Source organism: Pseudomonas serbiensis (assembly GCF_030580745.1).
In the GTDB taxonomy this organism is placed as follows: Bacteria; Pseudomonadota; Gammaproteobacteria; order Pseudomonadales; family Pseudomonadaceae; genus Aquipseudomonas; species Aquipseudomonas serbiensis.
The window spans coordinates 275,363-294,517 of record NZ_JAUQOO010000002.1; the positions used below are offsets into that span (position 1 = coordinate 275,363).

The following is a 19,155-nucleotide window of genomic DNA, read 5'->3' on the forward strand; positions in this document are numbered from 1 at the left end:
GAACAACTCATAAGTTGTACTGCTTGCGTTTGCGATAAAGGGTCGAAGAGTCGATGCCCAGGGTTTTCGCAGCCTGATCGAGTGTATCGCTGGTCGCCAGGACTGCGCCGATATGGGCCTTTTCCAGTTCGTCCAGGCTCAAGGCTGCGCCCACGCGAGGGGCGTTGTTGGTCGGTACTTCGGCCATGCCCAAGTGACTGACTTCGACTCGCTCCTGCGGGCAGATGATGCTCGCGCGCTCGATGACGTTACGCAACTCACGGATATTGCCGGGCCAGCGGTAGTTGAGCAGCGCAGCACGGGCTTCGTCGCTGAACCCGCGAGCCGGCCGGGCATAATCCTTGACGAAGCGCGCCAGGAACCGATCGGCCAGGGTCATGATGTCTTCGCTTCGCTCACGCAATGCCGGAAGGTGCAGGGTAATCACGTTCAGACGATACAGAAGGTCTTCACGGAAGCGCCCGCCGCGCACCATGTCTTCCAGATTCAGGTTGGTGGCCGCCAGAATCCGCACGTCGGCACGCCGGGTGACCGGGTCACCCACACGCTCGTATTCCTTGTCCTGGATGAAACGCAGCAACTTTGGCTGCAAAGTCAGTGGAAAATCGCCGATCTCGTCGAGAAACAATGTTCCGCCATCGGCCTGATTGACGCGGCCCAGTGTGCTTTCGCTGGCACCGGTAAACGCACCGCGGCTGTGACCGAACAGCTCGCTTTCCATCAACTCGGCCGTCAGGGAAGGGCAGTTGATGGTGACGCAGGATTTCTTGGCTCGTTTGCTCCAGCCGTGAATGGCGCGCGCCAATTCACCTTTACCAGTGCCGGACTCTCCCAGAATCAGAATGTTGGCGTCGGTCACGGCCACCTGCCGCGCCGTTTCCAGAATGGCCATCATCGACGGGCTGTGAGAATCAAGGCCGTCCTTGGGCTGGCGTATCTCGCCTTCCAAAGCTTCCAGACGGGCAGACAACTGCCGTACTTCCAGTTGCTTGGCAGTGGCAAGGCGCAGTTGATCCGGGCTGCAGGGTTTGACCAGGTAATCGGCGGCGCCAGCCTGGATCGCATCGACCGCCGTGTCGACCGCCGAATGGGCGGTAACGATCACTACGCGCATCCATGGTGCCTGGATACGCATTTGCGCCAGGACCTCCAACCCGTTGTCTTCGCCCAGACGCAGGTCCAGAAAACACAGGTCAAACACCTGACGCTGCATCAATGTGTCGGCCTGCGCTGCACTGTTGGCAGTGGCGACACTGTAGCCCTCATCTTCCAGACAGTACCGGAACGTGCGAAGGATTGCGGACTCGTCGTCCACTAGCAGAATACGGCCCTGATTCTCAGTGGCTGTCTCCATTTTTCCTACGCTCCTAAGTAAATGATCTTGGTTAGTCTCGGAATCATCGGGCAAGTTGCATGGTTGATTCTGATTGATTCTGTGACATGCATGTTAGCTATCTGTTCGTGCATTAGCTAACCGGCTGATTTTTCTGGCTATCTGTCTCCAGCCTGAGGCGACCTGAAGCCACCGGGCTGCATCGGCGCGAATTCCTCTCCCTGAACAAGCCTGCGTTGGTTCGTGCAGAACGCACGACCGTGAAGGGGGGATCGTGCAGCTTGCTGGCTGCCGATTTTTTTAAAACATGACAACTCATTGATTTTTTTGGATTTATTCCAAATCCAAAAAATGGCATGCAGTCTGCACTATCTCTTGCACCCAAGGTTGGATCTTACGGCCAGCCAAATTCATCAAGACCATTCAGGTAAACGGAGTTTAGGGATGAACAGCCAGCATATCGCCCATTTGCGTATTTCATCCCTGCACATACAGCAAGGCCTGTTCTTGCTGCTGGCCCTGCTCATTACCCTAATTGCCGTTCAACAGTTCCAGCGCTGGGATCAGTCTCGCGAAGCGACCCAGACCCAGCAGCAAATCATCAAGGTCAGCGCGTCCTATCAAAACCTGACGCGGACAGCCCAGATCACTGGACTCGGACCCCAGCCTGTTGACGGCGTGGTGTCTGTCGATGAAGTAGCAACGCCGCAAAAATGGGTCTTCTGATCCAGACAAACCGAACGAAACGTTCCAAATTCAAATAGCTGTAAAAGGAGTATCACCATGCTGAGTTGGGCTATCACGTTCTTGATCATCGCCATTGTCGCTGCCGTACTGGGCTTCGGCGGTATCGCAGGCACGGCAACGGGCATCGCCAAGATTCTGTTCATCGTGTTCCTGGTCATGTTCGTCGTGTCTTTCTTCTTCGGGCGCCGCGGTCGAGGCTAAGAAATGGGCAAATCTTTTCACTCACTGGCAGCCGCCCTGTTGATGGGCGGCAGTGCCATGGCAATAGCCGCCAACGATGGTCAGGCCCGGGTCAATGAGCTGTTGAGTTCTGCGCCCGAGTACCGTCAGACATGGACCAAGGTCATACAGAAAGAGGAACGCTTGCCCGACTGGATCATCAATCTTTCCGGTACTTCCGAACAAATGACCGCCGTCACCGAGGACCATGATCCCTATATCGTCGGAACACTGTGCGAAACCGCTGAAACCTGTCGCAGCAAACGCCTGATCGTGTCGTTCAGCCTCGATAAGGAAGATGCCTATGCAATGCTGGTCGAAGTGCCTGCCGGACTCCCGGCCGACAAATCGCCTACTAACCATGCGACCTACCGTTTTCTGGGTAAACCGGATGAAGGCATGCAAGAGCTGCTGAAAGAGCAGTTGCGCAAAGATCCGAACTGGTACTGATTCAGCACTCCACACCTATCTCAAGGACCAGGCATCGGGGCACGTTCCCGCATGCCTCGTCTCCCATCCCCTCGCTCTATTTATTCATTTGTGCAAATGGCGCAGGATGTGCTCGCGAGTGCATAAGCGCGGTCTGGCCGTGTACCCTTAATTGCCGCTAACCAATCGACGAGGGTTTCATGGGTTGGCTCAACCGCCACAAATTCCTGCCTTTTCTCGCCTGGCTTCCCAAACAGACTCGCGTCAGCGTCGGCCGTGATGCGCTGGTAGGACTGAGCGGTGCCATCCTCGCCTTGCCACAATCCATCGCTTACGCGCTGATCGCAGGACTGCCTCCCGAATATGGTCTTTACGCCGCCATCGTTCCGGTACTGATCGCTTGTCTGTGGGGCTCTTCGTGGCATTTGATATGCGGACCGACAGCCGCCATTTCCATCGTGCTGTATGCCAGCATCAGTCCTTTGGCCGTTCCTGCCAGCCAGGACTACATCACGCTTATCCTGTTGCTGACGTTCATAGCCGGGGCATTCCAGTTGCTGCTGGGCATGATGCGCTTCGGCGCACTGGTGAACTTTGTCTCGCACTCTGTCGTACTGGGTTTCACTTTGGGCGCAGCCATCGTGATTGCATTGGGACAGATACCGAACCTGGCGGGAATCGATTTACCCAGTCAGAGCACTGCTCTCAACAGCCTGACAGCAGTCCTCGAACACAGCCCTGAGATCGACAAGCCCTCGCTGATTCTGGGCCTGCTGACTCTGGCGCTGGGCATTACCCTGAAATATCTGGTACCGCGCTGGCCAACACTGTTGATCGCCTTGGTATCGAGCAGCCTGCTTGTCTGGTTGTGGCCTGCAATGTTTGGCCAGGTGAAGGTGGTGAAGGCTTTCGCGGGGCAACTGCCACCGTTCAGCCCGCTGCCACTGGATCTGGACCTGATCCTCAAGCTGCTGCCGACTGCAGTTGCAGTGGGTATGCTCGGCCTGGTGAACAGTCTGTCGATTGCCCGCTCGCTGTCGGCACGCTCCCAGCAACTGATCAACGCCAACCAGGAAGTGCGCGCTCAGGGCCTGTCGAATATGGTCGGCTCACTGTTCTCCGGCTATCTGTCTGCCGGCTCCTTTACCCGTGCCGCCTTGAGTTATGAAGCAGGGGCACGCTCGCCATTGGCGGGCGTTTTCTCGGCATTATGGGTCATGTTGTTCGCGGTCGCGGGGGCATCATTGATTGCCCACATCCCGATTCCGGGCATGGCGGCCTCGATTCTGTTGATCTGCTGGGGGTTAGTGGATCATCGCGGTATCGCGGCGCTGTTTCGGGTCAGTCGTTCCGAGTTTTTCGTGATGGCCCTGACCTGTGTCGCGACCCTGCTGCTGGAGTTGCAGACCGCAATCTATGCAGGTGTGCTGGCTTCGCTGTTCTTCTATCTCAAGCGCACGTCTCAACCCAAGGTGCAGCAATGGCGCGAAGGTGACGAAGAGATCATGCGCGTCGGCGGGTCGATTTTCTTCGGCGCCAGCCATTACCTGCAAACCCGCTTGCAGCGCACCGAAGGCAAGCGCGTGGTGATCGATGCCCAACAGATCAACTTCATCGACTATTCAGGCGTTGAAATGCTTCATCAGGAAGCCCGACGCCTGCTCAAGCAGGACCGGACCCTGACCCTGCGTCGCGCCCGGCAACAGGTCGTCGAAGAGCTGCAAAAGCTGGAGGGCGCGGATAAATGCCCGATCCTGTTCGAGGATTAGGCGCTCGCCAACTGCCGCCGCATCTCAGCCAGTACCTGCGCTGAATCCGGTCGCACGCCGCGCCATAGCAAGAAGGCTTCGCCAGCCTGTTCGACAAGCATGCCCAGACCGTCCACCGCCTGTGCCGCACCGTGCTCGGTCGCCCAGCGACAGAATGCCGTCGGCTCCTTGCCATACATCATGTCGTAACAGAAGGTATGACCCGCCTCGATCAGGCTGGAGGCAATCGGCGGCAACTCACCCGACAGGCTGGCGGAGGTGGCGTTGATAATCAGGTCCACCGGCTCTTCCAGCCAGTCGTAACCGCTGGCGAACACCGGGCCGAGGTCGGTAAAGAGCTGGGCCAGGTTTTCGGCTTTTTCCACCGTACGGTTGGCGATCACCAGTGCGGAGGGGTTCTGCGCGAGCAACGGCTCCAGAGCACCACGCACAGCACCGCCGGCACCGAGCAACAGGATACGTTGACCGCGCAGACTGAAACCGTAATTGACTGTCAGATCACGCACCAGCCCGGCGCCATCGGTGTTATCGCCCAGCAAGGTGCCATCGGCCTGTCTGCTCAAGGTATTTACCGCACCTGCGCGCTCGGCACGCAGGGTCAGGCTGTCGGCCAGACGATAGGCCTCTTCCTTGAACGGCACGGTCACGTTGGCCCCGCGCCCGGTCTGGAAAAAGCGTCGGGCGAAAGCCGTGAAATCGTCCAGCGGAGCCAGCGCGGTCTGGTAATCCAGTTGCTGTTCTGTCTGGCTGGCGAACAGGCTGTGGATCAATGGGGACTTGCTGTGGCCGATGGGATTACCGAATACGACGTACTGGTCCATTTGTGTTCCTGTTGATGTATTTATCGCCCGGTACAGCACAGTGGAGCGAATTCATTCGCGAAAAAGTATTCGCGGATAAATCCGCTCCTACAGAAACCAGGGCTCTGTCATTCGGCCAGCCAATCCCGGTCTTGCAGGAAGTACTCGGTCAGGCGCGCCTCTTCGCTGCCCGGCGCGGCCTTCCAGTCATAACCCCAGCGCACTTGCGGAGGCAGGGACATCAGGATCGATTCCGTGCGGCCACCCGATTGCAGGCCAAACAGCGTCCCACGGTCGTACACCAGGTTGAACTCGACGTAACGGCCACGTCGGAATTCCTGGAACTCACGCTGTTGCACGGTATAAGCCGTAGCCTTGCGGCGACGCACGATCGGCAGGTAGGCATTGATGTAGGCATCGCCAATAGCGCGGATGAAAGCGAAGCTGGTGTCGAAGTCCCAGTGATTCACATCGTCGAAGAACAGACCGCCAATCCCGCGCGGCTCATTGCGATGCTTGAGGTGGAAGTAGCTGTCGCACCAGGCTTTGTAACGGGGATAGACGTCATCGCCAAACGGCGCACAGGCACGCTCGGCAACACGGTGCCAGTGTACGCAGTCCTCTTCGACTCCGTAGTAAGGCGTCAGGTCGAAACCGCCACCGAACCACCAGACCGGCTCTTCGCCTTCTTTTTCAGCGATGAAGAACCGTACGTTGGCGTGGGAAGTCGGCACATGCGGATTGTGCGGGTGGATTACCAGCGAAACCCCAAGAGCCTCGAAGCCACGCCCCGCCAGCTCAGGCCGGTGAGCACTGGCCGACGGCGGCAGGTTGCTGCCAAAGACATGAGAAAAGTTGACGCCGCCCTTTTCGATGACAGCACCATTTTCAACGACCCGCGTGCGACCACCGCCACCTGCAGGACGTGTCCAGGCATCTTCGACAAAGTGTGCGCTGCCATCTTCGAGTTCCAGGGCAGTGCAGATTCGGTCTTGCAGATCGAGCAGGTAGGCTTTTACGGCCTCGGTGCGGGTATTCATAGAGATCCCTAAGGCTGACGTCAAACGGCTGAGCACCCCGGATGCAAAGGGGCGCAGGCAAAGTGGCGCGTAGCATACCACTGGCCGACCTGCCTTCGCAGTTGACGAAGATCACCTGAAGGAGTCCGATAGCCCATCCAATGATCCGTTTAGACCAGCATGGAGAAAGCAAATGGCAAAGCGTATCCAGTTCAGCACCATCGGAGGACCCGAGGTTCTTGAATATGTCGACTTTGAGCCAGCCCAACCCGGCCCACAGCAGGTTGTGGTTCGCAACAAGGCCATCGGCCTGAACTTTATCGATACCTATTACCGCAGCGGCCTTTACCCGGCACCTTCATTTCCTTCGGGGCTTGGCACGGAAGGCGCGGGCATAGTCGAGGCCATCGGCAATGAAGTGACACGCTTTCAGGTGGGCGACCGCGTGGCTTATGGCACCGGCCCGCTGGGTGGCTACAGCGAGCTGCATGTATTACCCGAGGCCAATCTGGTGAAGCTGCCCGACTCGATCAGCTTCGAGCAGGCGGCCGCCGTCATCCTCAAGGGCCTGACGGTACAGTATTTGCTGCGCCAGACGTATCTGGTCAAACCCGGCGAAACCTTTCTGTTCCACGCTGCTGCCGGTGGCGTCGGTTCGCTGGCCTGCCAGTGGGCAAAGGCCTTGGGAGCGAATCTGATCGGCACGGTCAGTTCGCCGGAGAAGGCAGAGCACGCCAAGGCGCTCGGTGCATGGGAAACCATCGATTACAGCCATGAAGACGTGGCCAAGCGGGTACTGGAGCTGACCGAAGGCAAGAAATGCCCGGTGGTCTACGACGGCGTCGGCCAGGACACATGGCTGACGTCTCTCGATTGCGTGGCGCCTCGTGGCCTGCTGGTCAGCTTTGGCAATGCGTCCGGGCCGGTTTCAGGCGTGAACCTGGGGATTCTGGCGCAGAAAGGCTCGCTTTACGTGACCCGCCCAACCCTGGCCAGCTACGCCAACAATGCGCAGAACCTGCAATCGATGGCAGACGATCTGTTCGACATGCTCGCCAGCGGCAAGATCAAGGTCAACGACATCCAGCAATACGCCCTGAAAGACGCCGCCCAGGCGCAGATCGAGCTGTCGGCTCGCCGCACCACGGGATCGACGATTCTGATTCCTTAACCTGGACGTACAACCTGGCCGGTCGCGACATCTCGGATGACACTGGGGTTTCGGCGACCGCCCAGGCTGCCGCCAAGCACCAGGTCGATTTGCCCACGGAAATATTGCTCCACGCGCAGCCGTGTGCGGGCAGCCGGGCGACCGGCAGGGTTGGCGGAGGTCGAGATCAAAGGGCCGACCAGTGCGCACAGTTCACGTACGGTCGGATGATCGGTCACGCGCAGGGCCACGGTTTCATGCACACCCGTGATCCATTCAGGCAGCAGGTTCTGATGCGGCACCAGCCAGGTGTTAGGGCCAGGCCAGGTGCTGGCCATGCGGTCGATCCACTGCTCGGGAAAGTCCTCGAACAGAAAATCGAACTGGCGAATGTTGTCGGCGATCAGAATCAGCCCTTTATCCACAGGCCGCGACTTGATCGCCAGCAGGCGATACACCGCTTCCTCATCCCATGGGTCACACCCAAGCCCCCAGACTGCCTCGGTTGGATAGGCAATCACCGCTCCGGCCCGAATATCTCGAGCGGCTTGCTGCACGCGCCAACTGCTGACCATTGATGTTTCTCCGATAAATCCTGCCGGGCAGTTTAACCTCAGGGCGCCCGTGCGAACCATCGTCCAGCTTCATTGCTGATCATTCCATCCAGTTCCAGCTCGGTCAGGGCGGCCAGTACCTTGGGAAGTGGCCATTCACTGGCAACCGCCAACGCCTCGCTGGTATGCGGTGCAGCATGCAGGATCGTCAGCAAGGGATGCCTGGAAGAGGAGGCAGGCTGCTCAGGCCCGGAAGCGGCGGGTGTCAGACGGTGCCAGTGCTGCAGGGCTTCAAGAATGTGATCGACGGTTTCGACCAGCACAGCGCCATCGCGGATCAACTGATGACAACCGCGAGCACCCGGGTGATGAATGGAACCGGGAATGGCATACACCTCTCGACCATGCTCGGCCGCAAGTCGCGCCGTAATCAACGACCCACTGCCCACACTGGCTTCCACCACCAGTACCCCCAGAGACAAACCACTGATGATTCGATTGCGGCGCGGGAAGTTGTTGGCCTGTGGGCCGGTATCCAGCGGGAACTCTGAAATCACTGCGCTACCTTGCGCAATCATCTGCGACGCCAAGTGTCGATGGCGCTGTGGATAAAGTTTTTCGAGGCCCGTCCCCAACACGCCGATTGTTGCCCCGCCAACGTCCAGAGCACCTTGATGCGCTGCGCCATCGATCCCCAAAGCCAGGCCACTGGTAATGACAAAACCGGCACCTGCCAGGCTTCGGGCAAAAGCGCTGGCCGTGTCCATCCCCGGCTTCGACGCACGACGACTGCCGACCATTCCCAGTTGGGGCCGCTCAAGAATCGAAGGGTTTCCAGCAATGAATAACAGAGGCGGCGGGTCGGCAATTTCAGCGAGCAACGCCGGGTAGCCAGGGTCGTCCCACATCAATAAATGCTGGCCCGGACACTCAAGCCAGGCCAGTGCGGCGCTGGCCCCATCACGCACCAGCGGGTCGCGACGGGCCTCGGCACAGGCCGTCGGCAACCCCAAGGCTCGCCATGCACTGGCGGGCGCAGAGAGTGCTGCCGAGGCTGAACCGAATGCATCAATGAGTCTGGAAAAGCGTTTGGGTCCTACCTCCGGCAAGCGATGCAAGCGCAGGCGCGCTTCCAGTTCGGCAGGCGAAGGAACAGCTTTTTCAAACAGCGGCATAAGATCGTCCTTGATCCATAGCCCACTTCAAGGAGTGGGCAAACCTGTGGATAACTCTGTTGACAACAATTTGATAAGTGAAAGGCCCGGTGGAAAAACCTGTATCAAACCTGAAACATAGCGTCAGGGATTGCGGACCTTGTCCATAATGGCCAAAGATCTGTTCGCGTGCAGGACCAAGGCGTAACTGAGCTTTTCATAGGTGCGGAAAACCATCAGCAGCCCGGAACGTTCGTCGGGAATTTTCACCTGCTCGCCGGTCACCCGGTCACGGACCATTTCGCCCGTCTTGAAGATCGCCAGCACATTGCCCTCGACCAGACCGTCACGCCTGCCTTTGTTGAGCGTCACCACGTCGTAGACGCCAACCTGGGTCACGCCTCTGGGCACATCGAGAATCAGACCTTCGATGGCGCTCTGTGGAGAACTGGGCAGGAACGTCGAGTTGATTGCCCGCTCTTCACTGCTGAACAGACGGTCACCCAGGCGAACTTCCTGGGTAGAGCGCTGCAACACCAAGGTGGATATATCGCCTTCGGTGGCAACGACTTCACCGCTGCCAATATCGTCGGCATTGATGCCCAGCACTTCCTTGGTGGCCGGATCGGTATAGACCTTGCCCTGACGGAAAATGCCATAGCCCTGCTGATCCTGGTCCAGATTTCCGCGGGCGTAGATGCGGTCGCCCCGGCCACTGAGTACACGCTCGGCATTGCCTGCGACAATGTACGGGGCGTCCTCGAACTGGTCGGCGCTGTCGACGATCCGGTTGCTGATCAGAAACGCATTGATCGCTCCCAGCGGGATGCTCGGGATCGCTTCGATCGTCGGCGTACTGCGCACACGAGGCGACAATTTGATCGTTCCGCGGGACTCTGCACGGTTGAGGACAACACGTGGCTGACCATCGATGTAGACCAGCGACAGCGAATCGCCGGGATAGATGAGGTCCGGATCGCGTACTTGTGGATTAGCCCGCCATAACTCGCGCCATTTCCATGGTTCGCGCAAGAATTTGCCGGAAATGTCCCAAAGTGTGTCACCGGCAACGACGGTGTACGTTTGCGGGTGGCCTTCCTTGAGTTGCACTTGCGCCTGAACAAGACCGCTGGCGGTCAAAAGCAGCAGGGCGAGTAGTGATTTCCTCATGCGGTGAATCCCTTTATCATGTTGTCTCGCGTGAACATAAGTCCCATCAGTCATGGGGCTGCTCGCTTCGACATTCCAAGCCTGGCAGCCAATTTTGACTTTACCCTACAGTGCAGCCCTTACGTATATGGCCATTCTAAACATTCTCGAATTTCCCGATTCGCGCCTGCGCACCATCGCTAAACCCGTGGCGATAGTAGACGACGGCATACGCCAGTTGGTCGACGACATGTTTGAAACCATGTACGAGGCTCCTGGCATCGGTCTGGCAGCGACCCAGGTCAACGTCCACAAGCGTGTGGTCGTGATGGACCTGAGTGAGGATCGCACCGAGCCTCGCGTATTCATCAACCCTGAAATCGAAATGCTGACCGATGAAATGGATCAGTATCAGGAAGGCTGCCTCTCGGTGCCCGGTTTTTATGAAAATGTCGATCGTCCCCAGAAAGTTCGCATCAAGGCTCTGGACCGTGACGGCCAGCCTTACGAACTGATTGCCGAAGGTTTGCTCGCGGTCTGCATCCAGCATGAATGCGATCACCTGAACGGCAAGCTGTTCGTCGACTACCTCTCCAATCTCAAGCGTGACCGGATCAAGAAAAAGCTGGAAAAACAGCATAAGCAAAACGCCTGATCCCTCATCCAAAAAGGCCTGTGAAGGCCTTTTCTTTTTTACAGAACGAGAAGTCCATGACTGAGCCACTGCGCATCGTCTTCGCCGGTACTCCGGAATTTGCCGCCGAACACTTGAAGGCCCTGCTCGACAGCCCTCATCAGATCATCGCGGTCTACACCCAGCCTGATCGCCCGGCCGGTCGTGGACAAAAACTGATGCCAAGCCCGGTCAAGCAACTGGCGTTACAGCATGGCCTGCAAGTACTGCAACCGCCAACGCTGCGTGATGCAACGGCTCAACAGGAGCTGGCAGAACTCAAGCCCGATCTGATGGTGGTGGTCGCTTATGGCCTGATCCTGCCGCAAGTGGTGCTGGATATTCCACGCCTGGGCTGCATCAACAGCCATGCCTCCCTACTGCCACACTGGCGCGGTGCGGCACCAATCCAGCGGGCCGTGCAAGCTGGCGATGCCGAAAGCGGTGTAACCGTCATGCGCATGGAAGCAGGGCTTGATACCGGTCCGATGCTGCTCAAGGTCGTCACGCCGATCACGGCAGAAGATACCGGCGGCACCTTGCACGACCGTCTTGCCGAACTTGGCCCGCCCGCTGTGTTGCAAGCCGTTGCCGGTCTGGCTGATGGCTCGCTGATTGGCGAAGTACAGGACGACAGCCTCGCCACTTATGCTCACAAACTGAACAAGGACGAGGCGCGCATCGACTGGAGCCGCCCGGCAGACGAGCTGGAGCGCCTGATCCGCGCCTTCAATCCATGGCCGATCTGCCACAGCACACTGAACGAAGAAGCCCTCAAGGTTCTGGCCGCCAGCCTTGCCGAAGGGCAGGGAGCGCCGGGCACGATTCTCGGCGCCAGCAAGGACGGCCTGATCGTAGCCTGTGGACAAGGTGCGCTACGCCTCACCCGTCTGCAACTGCCGGGCGGCAAGCCGCTGAACTTCACTGATCTGTTCAACAGCCGTCGCGAGAAATTCGCCACCGGCACGGTATTGGGCCAATGAACCCGCGTCTGGCCGCAGCCAGGGCATTGGCCGCCGTGCTGAGCGGCAAGGCCTCACTGAACAGCTCATTACCGACACAACTGGATAAAGTCGAAGTCCGTGATCGCGGGCTGACTCAGGATCTGGCCTTCGGCACCGCACGCTGGCAGCCGCGCTTGTCGGCGCTGGCGGCCAGGTTGCTGCAAAAACCCTTCAAGGCGGCTGACGCCGATGTCGAGGCGCTTTTGCTGGTCGGGCTTTACCAATTGCTCTACAGCCGCATCCCCGCCCACGCCGCCATCGGTGAAACGGTGGGTTGCGCCGACAAGCTCAAAAAGCCTTGGGCCAAGGCATTGCTCAACGCCGTTCTGCGCCGTGCGCAACGTGAAAGCGAAGCGCTGCTGGCTGAACTGGAACACGACCCGGTGGTGCGCACCGCTCACCCGCGCTGGCTGCAAAAAGCCCTGAAGGCCTCGTGGCCCGAGCAGTGGGAAGCCATCTGCGCCGCCAACAACGCTCATCCGCCCATGATCTTGCGGGTCAATCGTCGGCATAACAGCCGTGCTCAATACCTTGAGCTGTTGAAAGCGGCAGGCATCGAAGCCATTGCCTGCACCTTCAGCCAGGACGGAATCCTGCTCGCCGAGCCGGGTGATGTGCGCTCACTGCCAGGTTTTGCCGAAGGCTGGATCAGCGTGCAGGATGAAGCAGCCCAACTGGCTGCCGATCTGCTGGAACTGGCTCCCGGTCAACGTGTACTCGATGCCTGCTGCGCGCCGGGCGGCAAGACTTGCCACCTGCTGGAAGTACAGCCACAGCTCAGTGGCGTGGTGGCTGTGGATCTGGAAGCCAAGCGACTGGTTCGCGTTCGGGAAAACCTTGACCGCCTTGGCCTGGATGCCGAACTGATCGCCGCCGACGCCCGCGAAACCACGCAATGGTGGGACGGCAAGCCATTCCAGCGCATTCTGCTCGATGCACCGTGCTCGGCAACAGGCGTGATCCGCCGTCACCCGGACATCAAACTGACCCGTCAGGCGGATGACATTGCCGCCCTGGCCACGCTGCAAGGCGAACTGCTGGACGCGCTCTGGCCGACCCTGCAAGTCGGAGGCATTCTGTTGTATGCCACCTGCTCGACGCTGCCAACGGAAAACACGGAAGTGATCGAAGCCTTCCTGGCACGCACCAGCGGTGCTCGTGAACTGGATATCGCCGGGCAGCTCGGCCAGCAACCCGCAGGCATCAAGCAACCGCACGGTCGCCAGTTACTTGCACAGGAAGGCGGGCATGACGGCTTCTATTACGCAAAACTGATCAAGATCGCGGCGTCGGTCTGACAGGGAGATAGCAGTTGAAAATCATCATCCTGGGTGCAGGGCAGGTTGGCGGCACGTTGGCCGAACATCTGGCCAGTGAAGCCAACGACATCACGGTCGTCGACACCGATGGCGACCGTCTGCGTGATCTGGGCGACCGCCTGGATATCCGCACGGTTCAAGGCAAAGGCTCGTTTCCAACAGTGCTGCGCCAGGCCGGGGCCGATGATGCCGACATGCTGGTGGCCGTCACCAACAGCGACGAAACCAATATGGTCGCCTGCCAGGTTGCCTACACGCTGTTCCACACGCCGACCAAGATTGCCCGTGTCCGCGATGCGGCTTATCTGACCCGCGTCGAGCTGTTCGATAACGATGCGATTCCCGTGGATGTACTGATCAGCCCGGAACAGGTGGTAACCAACTACATCAAGCGTCTGGTCGAATACCCCGGCGCCCTCCAGGTGATCGACTTTGCCGAAGGCAAGGCACAACTGGTGGCCGTCAGAGCTTATTACGGCGGGCCGCTGGTGGGCCAAAAACTACGCCAGTTGCGGGCGCACATGCCCAATGTCGATACCCGCGTGGCCGCGATCTTCCGTCGCGACCGCCCCATTACTCCCCATGGCGACACCGTTATCGAAGCCGATGACGAAGTGTTCTTCATCGCGGCAAAGGCCCACATTCGTGCCGTGATGGGCGAGATGCGGCGTCTGGACGAAAGCTACAAACGCATCGTCATCGCAGGCGGTGGCAATATTGGGGAGCGCCTGGCCGAAGCCATCGAAAGCCGCTATCAGGTCAAGATCATCGAGATGAACCCGGCACGCTGCCGTCATCTGTCGGAAACCCTCAACAGTACCGTAGTGCTGCAAGGCAGCTCTTCGGATCGCGACCTGTTGATGGAAGAAAACATCGGCAATACCGACCTGTTCCTGGCACTGACCAATGACGACGAAGCCAACATCATGTCATCGCTGCTGGCCAAGCGGATGGGGGCACGCAAGGTGGTGACTCTGATCAACAACCCCGCGTATGTAGACCTGGTGCAAGGCGGGGAAATCGATATCGCCGTCAGCCCTCAACTGGCAACCATCGGCACCTTGCTGACCCACGTGCGACGCGGCGATATCGTCAGTGTACATTCGTTGCGCAGGGGAGCGGCCGAAGCCATCGAGGCCGTAGCCCACGGCGATGCCAAATCCAGCAAGGTCATCGGCAAGGCCATCAAGGACATCATCCTTCCGCACGGCACCACCATCGGAGCCATTATCCGCGACGAAGAAGTCCTGATCGCCCACGATATCACCGTGATCGAATCAGGCGACCACGTGATCCTGTTCCTTGTGGATAAAAAATACATCCGCGATGTGGAGCGGCTGTTTCAGGTGGGGTTGAGCTTCTTCTGATCAATTAATGCACAAACAAAACCTGTGGGAGGCAGCTTGCTGGCGAAAAGGCCTGAAAACCGGCAGATATTCTGCGTCTGTACGCTGAAGTCGCCAGCAAGCTGCCTCCCACAAAGTGACCTTAACTGATCGGCTACTCCCACACGTTGTTCAATACCAGCGCGCTTCGCCCGCTGGCCGCTTCTTGAAGCGCTTCATGGTCCACATGTACTGGCTCGGGTAAGCCCGCACATATTTCTCGACCACTTTGCTCATGGCTGCCGCCGAGGTTTCGGTGTCAGTGCTGTACATCTCTTCGGGCGCAGCTTCCAGGACCACTTTGTAACCCGAGCCATCCGGCAGGCGCATGGCGTGCAGAAATACGCCAACAGCCTTGCCGCCCGCCAGCATGTTGGGCACGAACTTACTGGTCAGAGCCTGGGTACCGCAGAAAGGCACGAAGATACCGGCCGACTCTGCCGGCTCCGGATCAGCAGGAATCCCTACCGAGCCCCCTTTGCGCACTTCCTTGATGACGCTGAGGATGCCTTCCTTGGTCGAGGCCGCCACACGGTTGCCCAACTGCACCCGCTGCTTGCGCAGCAGTTCGTCCACCGCTTTCAGCTTGGGCGGGCGATAGAAAATGATCGGTTTGCACTGGCTGCAATAGAAGTGGTTGAGCACTTCCCAGTTACCCAGGTGGCTGGTGATGCCGACCACGCCCTTGCCGGAAGCGAGGGCATCCTTGAGCACATCGAGGCCTTCGACTTCACGCACCAGATCGATGGACTTCTGGGCAGGCCAGATCCAGGCGCAGGCGCTTTCCGTCAGGGTCTTGCCGATATCCATCAGGCTGCGGCCTACCAATCGGTCAAGCTCGGCCTTGTTCAACTCAGGAAAGCACTTGGACAGGTTGATCCGCGCCACTTCACGGGAACGGTTAGGAAGCTTCCACATCAACCAGCCAATCGAAGTGCCGACCCATTGCACGGCACGCCAGGGCAACAGAGCAAACAACCGCAACGCCCCGACAATCATGGCACCTTTGAACTTATCCACAGATCACTCCCAAACTCTTGAGGCAGGCATTGTAACCGCCAGCGCCATTGGCTGCGTATTGATCGCAGTAAACCACCCCGAATGCCAATGCTTGCAAGCTCTGAGCACGCATCAGCAGTGCTGCATGTAGCCGATGGCTGTAGTTATCGGCCTACTCATTTCACCTAATCGACTGACAACGTACTTCGGGCCGCTACCCGATGGCGTCCCTCTTTTTTATCCATCCTCTCCCAGACATCCGAATAACCGCATGGAGGCGAATATCGAGCAGGGACAGGCAACGCAATGGAGAAAGGGCATTTCATTGGCCTGGGTGACCAGACCACCTGTGGCGGCAGGGTTCTGGAGGGCGACCATCGTTTGAGCATGTGCGGTCTCGCCCGCTCCCGTACAGGTGATCGGGTGACCTGCGGAGCGAGCGGCAAGACCTATCGCATCACCGGCGGTATCCCGTGGATGCACAGCCAGGGGCTTTTGCTGGCCGGCACATTTCATAGCTCAAGCACTTGCCCCTGCAGCGCCAGGCTGATTCCCTCGGTTCTTACCGCCACCTATGGATGGCCGGACGCTCATGCCCGGCAGGCTTTCCGATCTGTAATCACCCCCCTCTACGGCTTTGACGCATCGGCTACGCAAGACCGTTCTAGCAAGGACAAACCTCTGGAAATAGAGGAAGAAGAGGAGGAGGTCGAGCAGGAACAGTTGATTACCCTGCGACTTGGCGTGTTTTTCGATGGTACCGGCAATAACCAGTCAAACAGCGAAAGCGTTGCCGGATGCATGGCACGCGACGTCAACTTGCAGGACATGGCCGAAGAGGTTCGTCGATTCTGCGCAGAGCATGGTTATGACGGTAACGGCAGCTCGCCTGACAACAGTTACGGCAATGACACCAGCAATATTGCCCGGCTTTATGATTTGTATCGGGATCAGGCGGATATCACCATTGACTCGGACGCCGAAGAGGCGGCCTTGAAGGTTTACATCGAAGGCATCGGCACAATCAGTGGTGGCACTGATTCGCTGTATAGCCAGGGGAGTGGGCGTGGGGAGACGGGGGTTTTGGCGCGGGTTGAACAGACTCAAACGCTAATTTTCTCAAGCATGCGCAGGCTTAAAGAAAAAAACCCGAACCTCAAAATCAGACGCATTGAAGTAGATATTTTCGGTTTCAGCCGAGGTGCAGCAGCAGCCCGACATTTTGCCAATAACGTACTGAAAGGCTCCCAAAGCCTTTTGGCCAAAGCCCTGCCAACAACCATGCTGATCGAAGATTTTGCATGGCGCAGACAGCACGATATAACACTCAACTTCATCGGCCTGTTCGACACCGTGGCCGGGATCGTCTCACCGCTGGCAGGCGATTTCAGCCCGGGCAACGCCCATAACCCTGGCCTGGATCTGGGTTTACCGACCAGCGCCGCACGCAAGATCGTGCAGTTTGTGGCAAGGGATGAATACCGCCTGAACTTTGCCCTGACCCGCACTGGCAACGACATTGTCCTGCCTGGCTCCCACTCGGATATTGGCGGAGGTTACCTGCCTCGCACCCGTGAAAGGCTGCTGCTCAGTAAACCGGTGAGCAGCCTTGAGCGCCTGGATACACCCGACGAAAACTCATCGGCCTACCGCCAGACATTGCGCACCACCGACCCATTGCTCAATCGCCTGATCGAACAGGGCATCAAATTCAAGCCGGCAATCTGGTCAGTAAGGCAACCCCATAGTCGCGATGCGCTATACCCGGAAAAACGGGTCTATGTGGCCGCCAGAATCGACCGGGAAGTGGACGGTGATTTATCGAAGGTTTATCTGCGTGTGATGCGTGAGCTGGGGTTGCGTCACCAAGTCCCCTTCCAAAAGCTGGCAGAAACATCTTCAGTGGCGCTGCCTGCCGAGCTGCTTCCTGTCCTGAAAAAAATCCAGGCGTTTGTCCTGGGAAACGGTTCTGCTCTGAATTTAACCCGATCAGAGGAAGCCATGCTGCTGCATCGTTACATCCATTTTTCCGCCAACTGGAATGCCATGAAAAACTGGAACAGCAGTGATCTGGACGTGGTGTTCATCAACCGGCCCACGGACGACTACAAGCGTGTGGTGCATGCCAATGAATAAGCTTCAGGTATCGGTAGTATTGATTGCTGCTTTGCTGATCAGCAGTTGCAGCGGCAACTATGGGGCCAAGCTGCCGTATGACTCTTGGCGACTCGGTTTTTTTGTTCCCGACTACATGGAGGTCTGGATCGAAACCGCTGACGTAGTGGATATGCAAGACCGCTGGTTCAAACGCGCCATGAGCGGATTGGCAGCAATCCAGACTCCTCCCCATCTGAAAGGAAACCCTAAAGGCTGGCCAATACGCGCCGGTGCGGGATCGGGAAAGCAAGTCACGGGGGCCGATCTGCCGCGCTTTATCTATGTCAGATGGCAGTCCCTGGCAGAACCTCAGACTTATCAGGCCTACATTGAGATTCCAGATGCCATTCGACAAGCCATGCGTGAAGGAGGAAAAACCTACTGCGAGGCAAGCAATGAATGGATCACTGACTATCGGGAAAATTTGGCTATTGGTCTAGCGCCAGGTGGAATCGCCAAAACATGGATCAGCGGGACATGCCTTGGCCCCATTGAAGTCAGCCGCGTACAAGGCACCATAGTCAAAAAAGGCCCACATGGAGGTGCATCAGGGGGCTATTACTATCGCAACCCAAACCCAGAATCCCAAGCCTACATCGACAAGTTCGGCATCCCCTATGAATCGTGGTGAAAGGAATACTCTAGTCGTCCTGGCTCTGGCAATGCTGCTTTTGGGATGCAGCGGCACCAATAGCTATGGGGCCAAACTGCCGTATGACTCTTGGCGACTGGGCTTTTTTGCTCCCGATTACATGGAAGTCTGGATCGAAACCGCTGATGTAGTGGATATGCAAGACCGCTGGTTCAAACGTGCCATGAGCGGGCTGGCAGCAATCCAGACGCCTCCCAACATGAAAGGAAACCCGAACGGCTGGCCTAAACGCGCCGGTGCGGGGTCGGGAAAGCAAGTCACGGGAGCCGATCTGCCGCGTTTTATCTATGTTCGATGGCAGTCTCTGGCAGAACCTCAAACCTATCAGGCCTACATTGAAATTCCGGAGTCTATTCGGCAAGCCATGCGTGAGGGAGGAAAAACCTACTGCAAGGCAAGCAATGAATGGATAACTGATTATCGGGAAAATTTGGCTATTGGTTTAGCGCCCGGTGGAATCGCCAAAACATGGATCAGAGGGACATGCCTTGGCCCGATTGAAGTCAGCCGTGTACAAGGCACGATATTTAAAAAAGGCCCGGATCTGGGACGAACCAACGGGCGTTATGCATTTGAGCTGGAGCCAGAATCCCAAGCCTACATCGACAAGTTCGGTATCCCCTATGACTCGTGGTGAAAGGGG

General features: G+C 58.0%; 19 protein-coding genes. 12 read left to right on the top strand and 7 right to left on the bottom strand.

Annotation, left to right across the window (positions count from 1 at the left end; genetic code table 11):
- Positions 1 to 7: 7 nt before the first annotated feature.
- Positions 8 to 1,354 carry a sigma-54-dependent response regulator transcription factor AlgB gene (gene algB / locus Q6A51_RS04235; RefSeq protein WP_201000867.1) on the bottom strand — a complete coding sequence of 449 codons (1,347 nt, stop codon included), beginning with the start codon at positions 1,352 to 1,354 and terminating at the stop codon, positions 8 to 10.
- A gap of 423 nt (positions 1,355 to 1,777) precedes the next feature.
- On the opposite strand from algB, the gene Q6A51_RS04240 reads away from it, so the two are divergent.
- The 4 genes from Q6A51_RS04240 (at position 1,778) to Q6A51_RS04255 (ending at position 4,497) form a co-directional block, all read left to right on the top strand.
- The gene (locus Q6A51_RS04240; RefSeq protein ID WP_201019679.1) at positions 1,778 to 2,059 is read left to right on the top strand and encodes a hypothetical protein; all 282 of its coding nucleotides are present in this window, start codon (positions 1,778 to 1,780) and stop codon (positions 2,057 to 2,059) included.
- 57 nt (positions 2,060 to 2,116) lie between these two features.
- A complete protein-coding gene (locus tag Q6A51_RS04245; protein WP_025257796.1) occupies positions 2,117 to 2,281 on the top strand; it encodes a DUF1328 domain-containing protein in 165 nt (54 codons plus the stop codon).
- 3 nt (positions 2,282 to 2,284) lie between these two features.
- Entirely contained in the window at positions 2,285 to 2,749 is a 465-nt protein-coding gene (locus Q6A51_RS04250; protein ID WP_201000865.1) for an inhibitor of vertebrate lysozyme family protein, read from the top strand.
- Between the two features lie 179 nt (positions 2,750 to 2,928).
- Positions 2,929 to 4,497, top strand: coding sequence for a SulP family inorganic anion transporter (locus Q6A51_RS04255; protein WP_201019678.1), 1,569 nt, complete (start codon positions 2,929 to 2,931; stop codon positions 4,495 to 4,497).
- On the opposite strand, the gene aroE is transcribed toward Q6A51_RS04255, so the two are convergent.
- Positions 4,494 to 5,318 carry a shikimate dehydrogenase gene (aroE, locus tag Q6A51_RS04260; RefSeq protein ID WP_304574198.1) on the bottom strand — a complete coding sequence of 275 codons (825 nt, stop codon included), beginning with the start codon at positions 5,316 to 5,318 and terminating at the stop codon, positions 4,494 to 4,496. The two genes, Q6A51_RS04255 and aroE, sit on opposite strands and share 4 nt — an antisense overlap.
- A 107-nt stretch (positions 5,319 to 5,425) precedes the next feature.
- Positions 5,426 to 6,337 carry an oxygen-dependent coproporphyrinogen oxidase gene (gene hemF / locus Q6A51_RS04265; RefSeq protein ID WP_201000859.1) on the bottom strand — a complete coding sequence of 304 codons (912 nt, stop codon included), beginning with the start codon at positions 6,335 to 6,337 and terminating at the stop codon, positions 5,426 to 5,428.
- Positions 6,338 to 6,509: 172 nt separating this feature from the next.
- On the opposite strand from hemF, the gene Q6A51_RS04270 reads away from it, so the two are divergent.
- Positions 6,510 to 7,487, top strand: a complete 978-nt coding sequence (locus Q6A51_RS04270; protein WP_201019676.1) for an NADPH:quinone reductase — start codon at positions 6,510 to 6,512, stop codon at positions 7,485 to 7,487.
- Here Q6A51_RS04270 and Q6A51_RS04275 read toward each other — a convergent pair.
- The 3 genes from Q6A51_RS04275 to Q6A51_RS04285 form a co-directional block, all read right to left on the bottom strand.
- Positions 7,484 to 8,041 carry an L-threonylcarbamoyladenylate synthase gene (locus Q6A51_RS04275; protein ID WP_117180589.1) on the bottom strand — a complete coding sequence of 186 codons (558 nt, stop codon included), beginning with the start codon at positions 8,039 to 8,041 and terminating at the stop codon, positions 7,484 to 7,486. The two genes, Q6A51_RS04270 and Q6A51_RS04275, sit on opposite strands and share 4 nt — an antisense overlap.
- Positions 8,042 to 8,079: 38 nt before the next feature.
- A complete protein-coding gene (gene dprA, locus Q6A51_RS04280) occupies positions 8,080 to 9,195 on the bottom strand; it encodes a DNA-processing protein DprA (RefSeq protein WP_304574199.1) in 1,116 nt (371 codons plus the stop codon).
- A 123-nt stretch (positions 9,196 to 9,318) separates the two neighbouring features.
- Positions 9,319 to 10,344 carry a LysM peptidoglycan-binding domain-containing protein gene (locus Q6A51_RS04285; RefSeq protein WP_201000853.1) on the bottom strand — a complete coding sequence of 342 codons (1,026 nt, stop codon included), beginning with the start codon at positions 10,342 to 10,344 and terminating at the stop codon, positions 9,319 to 9,321.
- Between the two features lie 127 nt (positions 10,345 to 10,471).
- Here Q6A51_RS04285 and def point away from each other — a divergent pair, with 127 nt between their 5' ends.
- From def to trkA, 4 genes are read left to right on the top strand one after another with little or no spacing between them, the layout of a single operon-like run.
- Entirely contained in the window at positions 10,472 to 10,978 is a 507-nt protein-coding gene (gene def / locus Q6A51_RS04290) for a peptide deformylase (protein WP_201000852.1), read from the top strand.
- Between the two features lie 56 nt (positions 10,979 to 11,034).
- Positions 11,035 to 11,979: a methionyl-tRNA formyltransferase gene (gene fmt, locus Q6A51_RS04295; protein ID WP_304574200.1), complete on the top strand. Its 945-nt coding sequence runs from the start codon at positions 11,035 to 11,037 to the stop codon at positions 11,977 to 11,979.
- Complete coding sequence (gene rsmB / locus Q6A51_RS04300; RefSeq protein WP_304574201.1) at positions 11,976 to 13,298, top strand: 16S rRNA (cytosine(967)-C(5))-methyltransferase RsmB; 1,323 nt, start codon at positions 11,976 to 11,978, stop codon at positions 13,296 to 13,298. The genes fmt and rsmB overlap by 4 nt, the downstream gene beginning before the upstream one ends.
- A gap of 14 nt (positions 13,299 to 13,312) precedes the next feature.
- Positions 13,313 to 14,686 (top strand): Trk system potassium transporter TrkA, encoded by a 1,374-nt coding sequence (gene trkA / locus Q6A51_RS04305; protein ID WP_201000847.1) that lies wholly within the window; start codon positions 13,313 to 13,315, stop codon positions 14,684 to 14,686.
- A gap of 150 nt (positions 14,687 to 14,836) precedes the next feature.
- Here the strand turns inward: trkA and Q6A51_RS04310 are convergent, their stop codons facing one another.
- Positions 14,837 to 15,724 carry a lysophospholipid acyltransferase gene (locus Q6A51_RS04310; RefSeq protein ID WP_201019671.1) on the bottom strand — a complete coding sequence of 296 codons (888 nt, stop codon included), beginning with the start codon at positions 15,722 to 15,724 and terminating at the stop codon, positions 14,837 to 14,839.
- 285 nt (positions 15,725 to 16,009) lie between these two features.
- Here Q6A51_RS04310 and Q6A51_RS04315 point away from each other — a divergent pair, with 285 nt between their 5' ends.
- From Q6A51_RS04315 to Q6A51_RS04325, 3 genes are read left to right on the top strand one after another with little or no spacing between them, the layout of a single operon-like run.
- On the top strand, positions 16,010 to 17,839 hold the full coding sequence (locus Q6A51_RS04315; protein WP_304574202.1) for a DUF2235 domain-containing protein: 1,830 nt from the start codon (positions 16,010 to 16,012) through the stop codon (positions 17,837 to 17,839).
- On the top strand, positions 17,832 to 18,491 hold the full coding sequence (locus Q6A51_RS04320; protein WP_201019669.1) for a DUF2931 family protein: 660 nt from the start codon (positions 17,832 to 17,834) through the stop codon (positions 18,489 to 18,491). The genes Q6A51_RS04315 and Q6A51_RS04320 overlap by 8 nt, the downstream gene beginning before the upstream one ends.
- The gene (locus Q6A51_RS04325) at positions 18,478 to 19,149 is read left to right on the top strand and encodes a DUF2931 family protein (RefSeq protein WP_201019668.1); all 672 of its coding nucleotides are present in this window, start codon (positions 18,478 to 18,480) and stop codon (positions 19,147 to 19,149) included. Before Q6A51_RS04320 ends, Q6A51_RS04325 begins: the two co-directional genes overlap by 14 nt.
- The last annotated feature ends 6 nt before the right edge of the window (positions 19,150 to 19,155 follow it).

Bases quoted from the DNA above. Each gene is read 5' to 3' on its own strand.
- Q6A51_RS04325 (WP_201019668.1), top strand. From the start codon at position 18,478: ATGAATCGTGGTGAAAGGAATACTCTAGTCGTCCTGGCTCTGGCAATG.
- Q6A51_RS04285 (WP_201000853.1), bottom strand. From the start codon at position 10,344: ATGAGGAAATCACTACTCGCCCTGCTGCTTTTGACCGCCAGCGGTCTT.
- Q6A51_RS04245 (WP_025257796.1), top strand. From the start codon at position 2,117: ATGCTGAGTTGGGCTATCACGTTCTTGATCATCGCCATTGTCGCTGCC.
- Q6A51_RS04270 (WP_201019676.1), top strand. From the start codon at position 6,510: ATGGCAAAGCGTATCCAGTTCAGCACCATCGGAGGACCCGAGGTTCTT.
- Q6A51_RS04240 (WP_201019679.1), top strand. From the start codon at position 1,778: ATGAACAGCCAGCATATCGCCCATTTGCGTATTTCATCCCTGCACATA.
- Q6A51_RS04320 (WP_201019669.1), top strand. From the start codon at position 17,832: ATGAATAAGCTTCAGGTATCGGTAGTATTGATTGCTGCTTTGCTGATC.
- Q6A51_RS04255 (WP_201019678.1), top strand. From the start codon at position 2,929: ATGGGTTGGCTCAACCGCCACAAATTCCTGCCTTTTCTCGCCTGGCTT.
- hemF (WP_201000859.1), bottom strand. From the start codon at position 6,337: ATGAATACCCGCACCGAGGCCGTAAAAGCCTACCTGCTCGATCTGCAA.
- Q6A51_RS04250 (WP_201000865.1), top strand. From the start codon at position 2,285: ATGGGCAAATCTTTTCACTCACTGGCAGCCGCCCTGTTGATGGGCGGC.
- dprA (WP_304574199.1), bottom strand. From the start codon at position 9,195: ATGCCGCTGTTTGAAAAAGCTGTTCCTTCGCCTGCCGAACTGGAAGCG.
- rsmB (WP_304574201.1), top strand. From the start codon at position 11,976: ATGAACCCGCGTCTGGCCGCAGCCAGGGCATTGGCCGCCGTGCTGAGC.
- fmt (WP_304574200.1), top strand. From the start codon at position 11,035: ATGACTGAGCCACTGCGCATCGTCTTCGCCGGTACTCCGGAATTTGCC.
- Q6A51_RS04315 (WP_304574202.1), top strand. From the start codon at position 16,010: ATGGAGAAAGGGCATTTCATTGGCCTGGGTGACCAGACCACCTGTGGC.
- Q6A51_RS04275 (WP_117180589.1), bottom strand. From the start codon at position 8,041: ATGGTCAGCAGTTGGCGCGTGCAGCAAGCCGCTCGAGATATTCGGGCC.
- algB (WP_201000867.1), bottom strand. From the start codon at position 1,354: ATGGAGACAGCCACTGAGAATCAGGGCCGTATTCTGCTAGTGGACGAC.
- aroE (WP_304574198.1), bottom strand. From the start codon at position 5,318: ATGGACCAGTACGTCGTATTCGGTAATCCCATCGGCCACAGCAAGTCC.
- def (WP_201000852.1), top strand. From the start codon at position 10,472: ATGGCCATTCTAAACATTCTCGAATTTCCCGATTCGCGCCTGCGCACC.